Raw genomic sequence first — 12,691 nt, forward strand, 5'->3', positions numbered from 1 at the left:
CACATGATCACTACCCGCGTCATGCCCCCGGCCGAGCAGGCCTATGCGTACCCGCTGCTGATCAAGCGCCTGCTGTTGTCGGGTGTGCGCTACCAGCCCAACCAGGAAATCGTCTACGCCGACAAGCTGCGCTACACCTACACCACGTTGCTGGAGCGTATTCAACGGCTGGCCAACGTGCTGAGCGCTGCCGGGGTCCAGCCTGGCGACACCGTGGCCTTGCTCGACTGGGACAGCCACCGCGCATTGGAGTGTTTCTTCGCCGTACCCATGCTGGGCGCGGTGTTGCATACGGTAAACGTGCGGTTGTCCAGCGAGCAGGTGCGCTACACCATGAACCACGCCGAGGACCGGCTGGTGCTGGTGCACGACGACTTCCTGCCGTTGATGCAGCAGCTGCGCGCCGACCTGCCGACAGTGGAGGGCTTCATCCGCCTGAGTGACGGCGGTCACGCCGCGCAAGGCGTGCCTCTGCTGGGCGAGTACGAAACCATGCTGGCGGCTGCAGAACCGTACTTCGAATTCCCGGACTTCGACGAAAACTCGCTGGCCACGCTGTTCTATACCAGCGGTACCACCGGCAACCCCAAGGGTGTGTACTTCAGTCACCGGCAACTGGTGCTGCATACCCTGGTCGAGCAGGGCACTTTGGCCGCGTGCGGTGAGGTACCGCTGCTGCGCACCGGCGATGTGTACATGCCGATCACGCCCATGTTCCATGTGCATGCCTGGGGCGTGCCTTACGTGGCGACGGCACTTGGCATCAAGCAGGTCTACCCGGGGCGCTACGAGCCCAACCGCCTGGTGCGCCTGTTCCATGAGGAGGGGGTGACCTTCTCCCATTGCGTGCCAACGGTGCTGCAGATGATGCTCGACAGCGAGCAAGGGCGCCGCACCGACCTTGCCGGCTGGAAAATGCTGCTGGGCGGCAGCGCGCTGACCCTGGGCCTGGCCCAGCGCGCCAGCGAGCGCGGCATCAGCGTGCACTGTGGTTACGGCATGTCGGAAAGCTGCCCGCTGCTCAGCATCACCTACCTGAGTGCCGAGCTGCTGGCAAAGCCCATGGCGCAACAATTGCCGCTGCGCATCGATGCCGGTGTGCCGATTGCCATGGTGGACCTGCGTATCGTCGACAGCGAGGGCCGGGAGGTGCCGCACGACGGTGAAAGCCTGGGTGAAGTCGTGGTGCGCGCGCCTTGGCTGACCCAAGGCTACCTGCACGAACCGGAGCAAGGCGCAGCACTGTGGTTGGGGGGCTGGATGCACACCGGTGACCTGGCTTGTATCGATGCGGCGGGCGTGGTGCGTATCCGCGACCGGATCAAGGACGTGATCAAGACCGGTGGCGAGTGGGTCAGCTCGGTAGCGCTGGAAAACCTGATCAGCCAGCACCCGTTTGTCGCCTCGGTGGCTGTCGTCGGTGTTCCTGATCCACAGTGGGGGGAACAACCCTTGGCCCTGGTGGTCTGCTGTGAGGGTGTGCAACTGGACCAGCCGTCATTGGCCAGGCACCTGCAGCCGTTTGTCGACAGCGGGCACTTGAACAAGTGGGCGATACCACGGCAGTTGCGTTGTGTGGACGAGATCCCCCGGACCAGTGTCGGCAAGATCGACAAGAAACGCATCCGCCAGACGGAAGTCTAGCGTTGGCTTGCGTTTTTCTGGGGCTGCGCAGCGGCCCCAAAACCCCGCCAAACAAGGGATGGCGGTTGACTGATGTTCAGCTAGGTAAAGTTAGGTAAAAGCGGCCACGGCGTATACACGGATCAGTATTGTGGTTTGTACTGTCCAGTTAAAGATGCCATTGATGAACACACTTCCGTCGCAGCCAAGCGCTGAACGCGGGGCGTTCTCCCATTTCGAGGCGTGTCGCAACACCCAGCAGGGCCCCGTGGTGATACTTGCCTCCGGTGCGTCTGCCAAGCATTTTCCATTGGGCGAATTCGCCCATTTGCCCATCATCGCCATGAACGGCTCGGTTGCCATGACCGCCGAACACGGTATCAAACCGTTCTTTTACGTGTGCACCGACAAAAGTTTTCGCCTGCAACAGCCGGCCTTGTTCGCCACGGCCTTGCGCGACAGCGAGCGCCTGGCACTTTGGCCCGAGCAGTATGCGGGTGCCAATGTGCCAGCGGATACCGAGTGTTATGCCTTGCACAAAGCCGACACGCCAGGCCTGCTGGACGGTTTGCGTGGCCACGGTGACAGCTGCGTGTGCAACCGCGCACTGTGGAGCAAACGTAGCCGTTCGATTGCCTTCAGCAAAGACCTGGCCCATGGTTTCTTCGATGCTCGCACAGTGGCGTACGTGGCCTTGCAGCTGGCTTACCACCTGGGCTTCGAAGAGGTGCTGCTGGTAGGGGTAGACCTCGATCAGAGCGTCGGGCGCTTCTACGAGAACGGCAACGGCGAGTGTTCGCCGTGCGGGCTGGACCAGCATTGGGACAGCCGCATTCTGCCGTCGTTGACACTGATGGCCAGAGAAGTGGTCAACGAACATTTTCATGTCTACAACCTGTCGGCGACGTCGCGTATTCCTGACGATCTGATCCCCAAGGTCAACCTCAGCCAGGCGCGGTGCATTGCCGGCTGCGCAATGACTTGAGCAAGAAAGCGGGTGCATCAGTAACTGTGGATGCGTACAGTAAGTTGATCGCAACCAGCAGGAGCCCGCTATGTCCAGCGCTTTCACTTTCATGCAATCGCCCGTCGGCACGCTGACCCTGGTGGCCCGTGGCGACAGCCTGGCAGCTGTGCTGTGGGAAGAGGAGCGGGAAAACCGCGTACGCCTGGGCGCCCTGCACCGTGATGACCAGTGCCCGGTACTGGTGGAAACCGCTCGCCAGCTCGGCGAGTACTTTGCCGGCAAGCGCCAGCGTTTCGAACTGGCGCTGGACTTTGCCGGCACCGAGTTCCAGCGGCAGGTGTGGGCCGCGCTGCTGGCGATACCGTTCGGCGAAACCCGCAGCTACGGCGATATCGCCCGGCAAATCGGCAACCCCAGCGCGGTGCGTGCCGTAGGCGCCGCCAATGGCCGCAACCCGATTTCGATCATCGCCCCGTGCCACCGGGTAATCGGCGCGTCGGGCAGCTTGACTGGCTTTGCCGGTGGCCTCGCGGCCAAGCAGTACCTGCTGGCGCTGGAGGGCCGGCAAAGCCTGGCGCTGGACTTCTAAGGCTTCAGCCGAACCAGCTGGCGACCAGGCAGACCAGTACGGCCAGCACCGAGCCAGCCATCAGGGTGTAGTGCCGATGCGCTCGACGCGCAAGGGGCTCGACCTCCCGCAGGTACTCGCCGGGCGTAGGTGCATCGGGCCGATGGCGCAAACCCTCGGCCACATCGGCAAGTTGGCCCTGAATCAGCAAGCCGACCAGGTAGTAGGTGCAGGCATAACTCAGCAACGCAAGAAACAGATAGATCATGCAGGGTGCGGGTCCAAAGGCAGCGCGCTTGCGCTGGCATTACGGGTGTCGAGTACGATCAGCCCTTCACTGTGCTCATCCAGGCTGGCCAGCAAGCGCCCCTGGCTGTCCCACGCAGCGGAGCCGCCGGCGCCGATGAAGGTGTCAGCCGGCCCCACGCAGTTGGCCATCAATACCGGCATGCCAAGCTCACGCGCCACTTCTGGGTAGTGCGCGTGTCCCTCGCGGATGCCTTTGGCGGTTTTCGCCACGCTGACCAGGTACAGGTCGGCACCGTGCTCGCGGGCCATGGCCGCATGTGCCATGAACATCGATTCGTAACAGATTGCCGGCGCCACCCGGTGCTCCCCCATCTCCAGCAGCAAGGCCTGATCGCCTGGGGTGAAGTAGGGCAGTTCATCATCGTGCAAGCGCCGCTTGGCATAGGCCTGGCGCGGTGCCCCAGGGCTGAAGATCGGCATGCCGATGCGTATGCCGTCCGGCGTTGGCAGTGGTAGGCCCACGGCAATAGTGATGCCCAGGCGGTCACAAGCGGCCTGCAGCGGGTCCAGCCGTGTGGAGGCCACCGGCAGGGCGGCCTGGCGCGCCACACTCGGCTCGTAGCCGGTCAGCGACAGTTCGGGAAACACCACAAGTTCGGCACCCAGGGCCGCAGCCTGCTCGATGCAGGCCAGGTGACGCTGGAGGTTGCCTGGCAAATCGCCCTTGAGCGATGCCAGTTGTACGGCGCACAGTTTCATGAGAACCATTCCCTGGTACAGGTTGAAGGGCCGAGCATACTATCGGCACCAACACCTGTACCAGTGAAGGGTTTTTCAGGAAGCCGAGTGCGTCGCGAAGCGTTGGCGGAACCAGTCGCTGAGCATGGCCTTTTCGGCATACAGGCGGTCACTGCTGCTGGCGACCCGGCCCGGGCGGCTCAGGTACATCTTGTCGCTGACCCGCTCCTGCGCCTGCTGATCGGGTTTGCCAGGTTGGCTGAGGGTGTAGGTGAGGTCGATGGTCGGCCAGGTGATCTCGCGCATGAAGCGCACATCGTAGGCCTGGCTGTGCCAGGGCTCGAAGCGCCCGGCCAGGTCGATGTCGCGGATGTCGATGACCAGTTGCTGGCCCGGTTGCAGGTAGCGCTGGCCGAGCTGCTGCAGGTATTGGCTGAGGGTTTTCATGACATAGGCGTCGGCACCACGTTCATAACCGTGGCTGTCGAGGCTGGCATCGCGGAATTTTTCCGGGTGGTCGAAACGCACCTCGACCTGCGCGGCCGGGGCACCTTGTGCCATGCTGTCCAGTGACAGCGCCATGAGCACGGCACACACGAGGGCGGTACGCATGATGCACCTCCGGGGCAGATTGCGTGTGCTCCCATTTTACCCCTGGCGTGGCGCTACCAGCAGAGGAAGATTGTAATGGGACGGTTTCGGCGGCTGATCGCCAATATCCGGGGACGGGACCTGGCGGTCGGCGATATCCATGGTCACTTCCAGCGCCTGCAACAGTGCCTGGATGCGGTCGGGTTCGATCCAGCGGTGGACCGCCTGTTCAGCGTGGGTGACCTGGTCGACCGTGGGCCGCATAGCGAGGCAGCACTGGAATGGTTGGCACAGCCCTGGTTCCATGCCGTGCAAGGCAACCACGAGGCCCTGGCAATTACCCGCGTGCGCGGTGGGCGGCTGGACCTGGACATGTACCGCGCCGCTGGAGGTAGCTGGTTTCTCGACCTGCCACGGGGCGAGCAATTGCGCTTCGTGGAGCGCTTCGAGCAACTGCCGATTGCGATAGAAGTAGAAAGTGCGGCCGGGCTGGTGGGCCTGCTGCATGCCGACAGCCCGTTTGCCGACTGGGCAGTACTGCGCACCTGGCTGGAACTGGAGGACGACCCCAAGGTGCGGGAAGTGTGCCAGTGGTCGCGGCGGCGGCTGAAGGAAGGCGACACCCAGCCGGTGCAGGGCCTGCGTGCCTTGCTGGTCGGCCACACGCCGGTGCTGGAGGCCAAGCAGTTGGGCAATGTCTGGCACCTGGACACGGGCGGGTGGGCCAGTGGCCATTTCACCTTGATGGACATGCGTACCCTGAAACTGATCAGCCCCGCGCCAGGTGCAGCAACAACGCCCCCGCCAAAACCACCAGCATGACCCCCGAGGCCCGCTCCAGCCACGGCAGGCTGCGGGCGAAGCGCCGCAATACTCGCTGGTTGCCAATGGCCACGGCAACCGCTAGATCCCAGAGCAGTACGATGCTGAACATCCACACGGCGTAGGCCGTTTTCCAGCCGACGCTGGCACTGGCGACCATGCTGGCCAGGCTGGCATAGAACAGCGCGTTCTTGGGGTTGAGGATGCCGGACAAGAAGCCCATGCCCACATTGCGCCACCAGCCTTGAGCCCGCTGGCTGCCAGCGACTGTGCCCAGGCTGGTTTGCCCGGCATGGCGCAGAAACAGCACGCCGATGTACAGCAGGTAGCTGGCGCCGGCCAGCTGCAGCGTGGTGAACAACAGGCTGCCTTCCTGCAGTACCGAAAGGCCGGTGAAGGCCATGGCGATGAATGCGCCGTTGGCCAGGGCGATGCCCAGGCAAGCACCGCTGGCAGTGCACCAGCCGCTGTTGATCGAGCTGCGCGCGACCAGGAAGAAGTCCGGGCCGGGAGAAAGCAGGGCGAGAAAGTGGGCGAGGGCGATGATCAGAAACTGTTGCATGGGTGGGGCTGCTCTGCGGAAAAAACCGCAGTCTGCTGCCCCGCGTGTTGGGCGTATTGAAGAATATTGCAAACCCCAAAAAGCCAACGCGGCCCCTTGGGGACCGCGCACGCCTTCAATCGCCTCGGTACTGCCCCGGTGTCACCCCCACATGGGCCTTGAACACCCGCTGGAAATGGCTTTGGTCGGCAAACCCAAGCTGGTAGGCCACCTCTGCCAGTGCCAGCCCTTTACTCAACAGCTGTCGGCCGCGATTGACCCGGGCATTGAGTACATAAGCATGGGGCGTAAATCCGGTCGCTGCGCGAAATGCTCGGATCAGCTGATAGCGCCCAAGCCCAGCCTCCCGCGCCAGTGCTCCCAGGCTCAATCGCGCTGGGTCGAGGTGCTCGATACGCTCGAGCACCTCACTCAATGTCGCGGCTTCCAGGGCAGGGGCCGCTACCAGTGGTGGGTGCGCGGAAAAATCCAGGTCCCCCAGAAAGGCAACCAGCGCCGCATCCTTCTCACTGTTGTTGGCGCGGGAAAACAGCAAACTGTTCAGCTCGCAGAACTGCCGATAGACCTGCGGCGCCCGGCAAATGCGTGCTGGCTCGCCGGCCTCGGTGCCGCTCAGCCCCGACTCCAGGCGCAGCTGCGTCAGCCAGTCGGCATCCACATGCAGCATCTGGTAGCTCCAGGCCTGCCCAGGCTCGGGGTTGCAGGCATGCACACGGCGGGCCGGGACCAGTACCAACGTGCCGGGTGTCAGGCGCTCTTGCCCACCGGCAGCCCCGGTGAAATGGCTGTGGCCGGCATCCACCGCACCGATGGAAAACGTCGGGTGGCTGTGGGCCTTGTAACAGGCGCGGCTATTACAGGCGCGGCGGCTTTCGACATGCGCCAGGGCCGGGTCGCGCCACACGACGGCGTGGGAACGGGGCATTACAGGCTCCTCGGTAGTGTCGGCAGGGTAACAGCTGGCGCATACCCGTACAGTTTTTATCGCTGGCTGTAACTTGACCGCAAGGCGCGACACACGCCGAAATAGGCGCCTGTTGTCAGAGGAAAACAAGAATGGACCTTTCAAGCCTGCTGCTTTTCATCCCTGCCTGCTTCGCTCTGAACATGGCGCCGGGGCCGAACAACCTACTGTCGCTGCACAATGCCAGCCGGTACGGCCTGCGCACCGCCTGTGTGGCTGGTGGGGGGCGCATCCTCGCCTTCAGCGGCATGATCGCCCTGGCCGCCATGGGCCTGGCGGTGGTGCTGCATACCAGCGAATACCTGTTCCTGACCATCAAGGTAGTGGGCGCGGCGTACCTGTTCTACATCGCCTGGCAACTGTGGCGCGCACCGGTGGGCGAGGCCGTGGTGGCCAGCGATCACCCACGCGGCACCTGGCGCCTGGCGCGGCAGGAATTCTGGGTGGCGGCTGGCAACCCCAAGGCCATCCTGATATTCACCGCCTTTCTGCCGCAGTTCGTTTCGGTTGGCAGCACTACGCCTGTGAGCGAGCAGTTCCTTTGGCTGGGCGTATTGTTCCTGTTGCTGGAATGGGCGGCGATCGCCATCTACTCGGGCCTGGGCGCCTACATGCAGCGCTGGTTCAGCCAGCCCGGGCCACGGCGCATGTTCAACCGGGTCAGCGCCTCCCTGCTAGGTTGCGCTGGCCTCGGTTTGCTGGCGGCGCGGCGCTAGAACTGCCAGCGAACACCCAGGTTCACGCCGCTGGCTTCCTGCTGGCGGCTGTCCAGGTTGGCGGTGTACTGCACGCCGCCATGCAGGCTCAGTGCTTCGCTGACCTGCGCCACCACGCCACTTTCCAGTTGCACCGCGGTATAGCGGTAGTCGGTCTTGATCTTGTCTACCCCATCGAAGGTCAAGGTGTCGCGGCCACCGTCGCCGTGCCATAGGTTGACCTGCGCATAGGGCTGCAACAGGCGGCCGCTGCTTCCTGTGAACGCACCTTCCATACGCACACCCAGGCGGCCGGTCAGCTCAACCTGGGCGTCATGGCTAATGCGCGAGACGCTGTCGCTGGCGCTGTCGAGCGATACCTTTTGCGCGATCAACTGAGCTTGCGGCTCCACGGTCCAGCGTTCGGACAGGGCGATAGGGTAGCCAGACTCCAGCGAAGCGGTCCAGGCATGGCCATCGATGTTCAGCTTGTCGCCACGGTCGGAGCGCGCCCGGCCATCCAGGCGGGTGTACTGCAGCACCGTATCCAGGTATTCGCCTTGCGGCCCAACCAGCGTCCAGTAGGCGCCCACACTGTCGCCATCGAGCTTGAGGTCTCCCACCCGGCGGTCCTGCACGGCCAGGGCGAAACCTTTGACGTCGGCGTCCAGGCGGCTGTGGCTGACGTACAGGCCGACATGCTGGCGGTAGCCGTTGTCGCCCACCTTGGCATACAGGTCCTGGCCCACCTTGAAACCGTACAGGTCGCCATCCAGGCTCGGGTTGACCGTACCGCTCCATTGCTGGCGCAGTGCGCCGCCATAGGCCTGGCCCCAGCTGGCGGGCAGGGCGCCGTCAGCTTTGAGCAACTGCTGGTCACCCTGGCGCTGGTGGAATGTTCCTAATGCCTGACGGGCGATGATCGCGGCACCTCTTGGCGCCGCGGCATACACCGGGACTTCTGGGCGATACAGCGGCAGGCTTTCGCCCTGCACTGGAGCAGGCAGGTCGACCTGGCCGGGCGCTGGCGCAGCAACGGGTAGAGTGGCGGCTGGGGCGACCACCGGTGGCGTGCCCGGTTCGTTTGGCTGGCTGGGTTCGGTTGGCTGTGTAGGTTCGCCAGGTTCCGGCACGGGTTCCGGTACAGTAGCCGGAGCAGGTGGCGCGACCAGGGTGGAGCGCAGGTACCAGCTGTTTTCGCTACCTGCCGTCACGCCCCCTTTGAACAACCGGTAGTCGAAGGCACCGGCCGAAAGCGTCTGGGTCTGCACGAATGCGGTGGCCGTGCTGGTAGCGCCATCGCGGGCTTCGACCACCTGGATGCCGTTTTGCGTGGTTGCCGCACCTGCACCCTTGAAGTTGTTGATGAACATCTGGGTGGAGCCACCAATGGCCCCCCGGCTGACCACCAGGCGGTCGGAAGCTGCGTCATCGCCTGCCAGCACGCTGTTCAGGCGCAGGGTGCCGTTGTTGCCGGTGTAGTCGCCCTGGAGGGTCAGGCGGCCCCGCGCGTCGTTGCCACTGCTCAGGTCGATGGTGCCGGCGTTCACGACCGATGCCTTGTTCTCAACTTGAATACTGACGATGCTGCCCTGGCGGCTGATCAGCGTGCTATTTGCATCGATTTGCAAGGTGCCGGTGCCCGTGGCGGGGATCACGCGTGGCTGGGTGGCGCCCACGTCTCCCAATGTCAGCGTGTCGTTGAGGGTAAGCTGGCTGCCTTGCTTGAGGGCGATGGACTCCCAGTTGACGTACAACGCACCTTTACCGACCTGAGCCTGCTCGAACGTCAATGTGTCGGTGCCGGTGCCGCCGTCCAGGGTAACCGTTGAGTTGCCGAGGTCCAGGGTGCGTACCGTGGCCGTGTCATTGCCGTTCTCCAAGAGGACTCTTTTACCGACCTGTCCACCCGTCCAGGTAAACACATCGTCATCGTTGCCAGTACGTATTTCGCCCTTTAGCGTGCCGCCGCTGATGCTTACCTTGTCAACGCCGCTGCTGGTACTGATATCACCGCCGATGGTGCCGCCAGTCATGGTGATCGTATCGTTGCCAAGCCCGCTGACGACATTGCCGACAACGATGGTTTCGACCCCGAGATCCTGGGGAATTTCAAGGAAATTGTCTGCGAGCTTGAGGTCTATTCGGCCAATGCTGCCGCCTTTGAACGAGGCCGAGTCACCGTCTTCGAATGCGCCCGTGATGGTGCCGCCGGTCATGCTGAACGTGTCGAAGTCACCGCCTTGATTCAACGACCCTAGCGTGCCGCCAGACATGTTGAATGTGTCTTGGCCATTACCTTGCTGCAATGACTGAACCGTTCCGCCCGTGAGGGTAAATTCATCAGCGGCATTCGTCTGCACAAGGGCGCCAACGTTTTCACCGGCTGAAACCGTCAGGGATTGGGAGTGAGCCAACAAAGGCAACGTCAGTAGGGGCAATGCGACAGGCAGCAGCAAGCGGTGGCATCGCATAGACAGGTCTCCGTGCCCATTGAAGGAGCCACAACCTGAAGCGACGCTTCGGCCCTGCCTGCTTTGTATGCAATGTGCGGTGATGGAGCAACTGGCAAAAATGCTAGGTGCCCCCTGCTGTCAATCGCGGTAGAAGGTTTGTACCAGGTGGTAGCCGAACTTGCTCTTGATCGGCCCGTGTACCACGCGTAACGGCTTTTTGAAGATCACCTGGTCGATAGCGCCGACCATTTGCCCAGGGCGCACTTCGCCCAGGTCACCGCCGCGCTTGCCCGAAGGGCAGAGAGAGAACTTTTTCGCGAGCACATCGAAAGCCTCGCCATTGGCGATGCGCTGCTTGAGCTTTTCGGCTTCGTCAGCGGTCTTGACCAGAATGTGGCGGGCTTGGGCTTTCATGGGCTACCTGTGCATCGGAAAAAAGGACGGCATTATGCCTGCTCGCGCAATTCCACGCGATCACGAAACTGCTCCAGTGCCTCTGGGTTGGCCAGGGCATCGGTGTTCTTCACCGGCAACCCGTGCACCACGTTGCGAATCGCCAGCTCCACCAGCTTGCCGCTGATGGTGCGCGGTATGTCGCTGACCTGGGCGATCACCGCAGGTACGTGGCGGGGCGTGGTGTACTGACGTATCACCTGGCGAATGCGCTGGCGCAGGGCGTCATCCAGTTGCAGGCCTTGGTGCAGGCGCACGAACAGCACCACCCGCACATCCCCGTGCCAGTCCTGGCCGATGGCCACGCTTTCCATTACCTGCTCGACTTTCTCCACCTGGCGGTAGATTTCCGCCGTGCCAATGCGCACGCCGCCAGGGTTGAGCACGGCGTCGGAGCGACCGTGGATCACCATGCCCCCGCTGGCACGTTGCTCGGCATAGTCGCCCTGGGCCCACACCCCCGGAAACTGGCTGAAGTAGGTGTCGTGGTAACGGCTACCGTCCGGGTCATTCCAGAACCCCAGCGGCATGGAGGGAAAGTGGTGCGCGCACACCAGTTCGCCTTTTTCGTCCACCACGGCATGGCCTTGCTCGTTCCACACTTGCACCGCCATCCCCAGGCCCTTGCACTGAATTTCGCCACGGCGCACCGGCAAAGTCGGGTTGCCCAGCACGAAGCAGGAAACGATGTCGGTCCCACCCGACATGGACACCAGCCACAGGTCGGCCTTGATCTTGCCGTACACGTAGTCATAGCTGTGAGGTGACAACGGCGAACCGGTGGACAGCAGCAGCCGCAGGCTGCCCAGGCGGTGGCTGGCGGCAGGTTCAAGGCCCGCCTGCTCCAGTGCTGCCAGGTACTTGGCACTGGTGCCAAAGGCGTGGATGCCTTCGGCGTCGATCAGGTCCAGCAGGCGCTCGGGGCCAGGGTGGAACGGTGAGCCGTCGTACAGCACCAGCGTGGCCCCCACCGCCAGGCCGCTGGCCAGCCAGTTCCACATCATCCAGCCGCAGGTGGTGTAGTAGAACAGCACGTCATCGGCCTTCAGGTCATTGTGCAGGCCGTGTTCCTTGAGGTGCTGCAACAGCACGCCACCGGCACGATGGACAATGCACTTGGGCACGCCGGTGGTACCACTGGAGTAGAGAATGTACAGCGGGTGATCGAAAGGCAGCGGGGTGAAGCGGGGCTCGCCGCCGGGTTGGAAGAAGTCATCCCACAGGCTGACGTTGGTTGCCTGGAACTCGTCGGCGCGTGTACCGCTGCGGGTATGGGGCACCACGATCAGCTGCTCCAGGCCGGGCAACTGAGCGCACACCTGGTTGACCTTGGCTACTTGGTCGATGGCCTTGCCGGCGTATTGGTAACCGGCGCAGACAATCAGCAGCTTGGGTTCGATCTGGCCGAAACGGTCGATGATGCCGTGCACGCCAAACTCGGGCGAAGAGGTGGACCAGACCGCGCCAATGCTGCTGCAGGCGAGCATGGCGACCAGTGTTTGCCAGGTGTTGGGCATGACGGCGGCCACCCGGTCGCCGGGGGCGATACCAATGGCCTTGAGCGCCGTTTGCAGCCCGGCGACCTGTGCGGCCAGTTCAGCATGGGTGAACACTTCACGTTGGCCGTCTTCGCGCACGGCGACCACGGCCGGGCGGTCGTCACGGCGGCGCAGCAGGTGTTCGGCGAAGTTCAGGGTGGCATTGGCGAACCACTGTGCATCGGGCATCTGCGGCCCTTCGCTTAGCACTTGGCTCGGCGGAGTATGCCAATGAACGTGGAAATACTCGGCAAGGGTTTGCCAGAAGGCAGGCCGCTGCTCGATGCTCCAGCTGTGCAGCGCATGGTAGTCGTTCAGTTGCAGGTTGTAGCGCAGGTTGACCCGGCGGCGGAAGGCATCCATCCGGCTGGCCTCGATTTGCGCCGTAGAGGGGCGCCAGAGCACATCGTTCATGCCGAACCTCCTGAAGCCTGCAAAGCCCTCATCGCCGGATTGCCGGCGATG

Annotated in this window: 13 protein-coding genes; 5 read left to right on the plus strand and 8 right to left on the minus strand. The window is 63.3% G+C overall.

Going from position 1 to position 12,691, the window contains the following annotated elements:
- Positions 1–3: 3 nt before the first annotated feature.
- The 3 genes from APH42_RS08025 to APH42_RS08035 all read left to right on the plus strand — a co-directional run bounded on the left by APH42_RS08025 (position 4) and on the right by APH42_RS08035 (position 3,179).
- Positions 4–1,644, plus strand: a complete 1,641-nt coding sequence (locus APH42_RS08025) for a fatty acid--CoA ligase (protein ID WP_012272439.1) — start codon at positions 4–6, stop codon at positions 1,642–1,644.
- Between the two features lie 163 nt (positions 1,645–1,807).
- Positions 1,808–2,608: a hypothetical protein gene (locus APH42_RS08030; protein ID WP_060493093.1), complete on the plus strand. Its 801-nt coding sequence runs from the start codon at positions 1,808–1,810 to the stop codon at positions 2,606–2,608.
- A gap of 70 nt (positions 2,609–2,678) precedes the next feature.
- Positions 2,679–3,179 (plus strand): methylated-DNA--[protein]-cysteine S-methyltransferase, encoded by a 501-nt coding sequence (locus tag APH42_RS08035; protein ID WP_012272437.1) that lies wholly within the window; start codon positions 2,679–2,681, stop codon positions 3,177–3,179.
- A 4-nt stretch (positions 3,180–3,183) separates the two neighbouring features.
- Here the strand turns inward: APH42_RS08035 and APH42_RS08040 are convergent, their stop codons facing one another.
- The 3 genes from APH42_RS08040 to APH42_RS08050 all read right to left on the minus strand — a co-directional run bounded on the left by APH42_RS08040 (position 3,184) and on the right by APH42_RS08050 (position 4,757).
- On the minus strand, positions 3,184–3,426 hold the full coding sequence (locus APH42_RS08040) for a hypothetical protein (protein WP_012272436.1): 243 nt from the start codon (positions 3,424–3,426) through the stop codon (positions 3,184–3,186).
- A complete protein-coding gene (locus APH42_RS08045) occupies positions 3,423–4,166 on the minus strand; it encodes a carbon-nitrogen hydrolase family protein (protein ID WP_012272435.1) in 744 nt (247 codons plus the stop codon). Before APH42_RS08045 ends, APH42_RS08040 begins: the two co-directional genes overlap by 4 nt.
- A 75-nt stretch (positions 4,167–4,241) precedes the next feature.
- A complete protein-coding gene (locus APH42_RS08050; RefSeq protein ID WP_012272434.1) occupies positions 4,242–4,757 on the minus strand; it encodes a DUF3016 domain-containing protein in 516 nt (171 codons plus the stop codon).
- Between the two features lie 75 nt (positions 4,758–4,832).
- Between APH42_RS08050 and APH42_RS08055 the strand changes: the two genes are divergently transcribed.
- Positions 4,833–5,558: a metallophosphoesterase gene (locus tag APH42_RS08055; protein WP_012272433.1), complete on the plus strand. Its 726-nt coding sequence runs from the start codon at positions 4,833–4,835 to the stop codon at positions 5,556–5,558.
- Here APH42_RS08055 and APH42_RS08060 read toward each other — a convergent pair.
- Together APH42_RS08060 and APH42_RS08065 are read right to left on the minus strand one after the other, a co-directional pair.
- Positions 5,506–6,120, minus strand: a complete 615-nt coding sequence (locus APH42_RS08060) for a LysE family translocator (RefSeq protein WP_060493094.1) — start codon at positions 6,118–6,120, stop codon at positions 5,506–5,508. The two genes, APH42_RS08055 and APH42_RS08060, sit on opposite strands and share 53 nt — an antisense overlap.
- 115 nt (positions 6,121–6,235) lie before the next feature.
- The gene (locus APH42_RS08065; RefSeq protein ID WP_060493095.1) at positions 6,236–7,045 is read right to left on the minus strand and encodes an AraC family transcriptional regulator; all 810 of its coding nucleotides are present in this window, start codon (positions 7,043–7,045) and stop codon (positions 6,236–6,238) included.
- A 131-nt stretch (positions 7,046–7,176) separates the two neighbouring features.
- On the opposite strand from APH42_RS08065, the gene APH42_RS08070 reads away from it, so the two are divergent.
- A complete protein-coding gene (locus APH42_RS08070) occupies positions 7,177–7,800 on the plus strand; it encodes a LysE family translocator (protein ID WP_060493096.1) in 624 nt (207 codons plus the stop codon).
- On the opposite strand, the gene APH42_RS08075 is transcribed toward APH42_RS08070, so the two are convergent.
- The 3 genes from APH42_RS08075 to APH42_RS08085 form a co-directional block, all read right to left on the minus strand.
- A complete protein-coding gene (locus APH42_RS08075; protein ID WP_060493097.1) occupies positions 7,797–10,253 on the minus strand; it encodes an autotransporter outer membrane beta-barrel domain-containing protein in 2,457 nt (818 codons plus the stop codon). The two genes, APH42_RS08070 and APH42_RS08075, sit on opposite strands and share 4 nt — an antisense overlap.
- A 120-nt stretch (positions 10,254–10,373) precedes the next feature.
- A complete protein-coding gene (locus APH42_RS08080; protein WP_012272428.1) occupies positions 10,374–10,649 on the minus strand; it encodes a peptidylprolyl isomerase in 276 nt (91 codons plus the stop codon).
- 32 nt (positions 10,650–10,681) lie between these two features.
- A complete protein-coding gene (locus APH42_RS08085; RefSeq protein ID WP_060493098.1) occupies positions 10,682–12,640 on the minus strand; it encodes an acetoacetate--CoA ligase in 1,959 nt (652 codons plus the stop codon).
- Positions 12,641–12,691: the final 51 nt, after the last annotated feature.

This window comes from Pseudomonas sp. NBRC 111140 (assembly GCF_001320885.1).
Classification (GTDB): Bacteria; Pseudomonadota; Gammaproteobacteria; order Pseudomonadales; family Pseudomonadaceae; genus Aquipseudomonas; species Aquipseudomonas putida_P.

Coding starts and splice junctions, on each gene's coding strand:
- APH42_RS08025 (WP_012272439.1), top strand. CDS start 4: ATGATCACTACCCGCGTCATGCCCCCGGCCGAGCAGGCCTATGCGTAC.
- APH42_RS08030 (WP_060493093.1), top strand. CDS start 1,808: ATGAACACACTTCCGTCGCAGCCAAGCGCTGAACGCGGGGCGTTCTCC.
- APH42_RS08035 (WP_012272437.1), top strand. CDS start 2,679: ATGTCCAGCGCTTTCACTTTCATGCAATCGCCCGTCGGCACGCTGACC.
- APH42_RS08040 (WP_012272436.1), bottom strand. CDS start 3,426: ATGATCTATCTGTTTCTTGCGTTGCTGAGTTATGCCTGCACCTACTAC.
- APH42_RS08045 (WP_012272435.1), bottom strand. CDS start 4,166: ATGAAACTGTGCGCCGTACAACTGGCATCGCTCAAGGGCGATTTGCCA.
- APH42_RS08050 (WP_012272434.1), bottom strand. CDS start 4,757: ATGCGTACCGCCCTCGTGTGTGCCGTGCTCATGGCGCTGTCACTGGAC.
- APH42_RS08055 (WP_012272433.1), top strand. CDS start 4,833: ATGGGACGGTTTCGGCGGCTGATCGCCAATATCCGGGGACGGGACCTG.
- APH42_RS08060 (WP_060493094.1), bottom strand. CDS start 6,120: ATGCAACAGTTTCTGATCATCGCCCTCGCCCACTTTCTCGCCCTGCTT.
- APH42_RS08065 (WP_060493095.1), bottom strand. CDS start 7,045: ATGCCCCGTTCCCACGCCGTCGTGTGGCGCGACCCGGCCCTGGCGCAT.
- APH42_RS08070 (WP_060493096.1), top strand. CDS start 7,177: ATGGACCTTTCAAGCCTGCTGCTTTTCATCCCTGCCTGCTTCGCTCTG.
- APH42_RS08075 (WP_060493097.1), bottom strand. CDS start 10,253: ATGCGATGCCACCGCTTGCTGCTGCCTGTCGCATTGCCCCTACTGACG.
- APH42_RS08080 (WP_012272428.1), bottom strand. CDS start 10,649: ATGAAAGCCCAAGCCCGCCACATTCTGGTCAAGACCGCTGACGAAGCC.
- APH42_RS08085 (WP_060493098.1), bottom strand. CDS start 12,640: ATGAACGATGTGCTCTGGCGCCCCTCTACGGCGCAAATCGAGGCCAGC.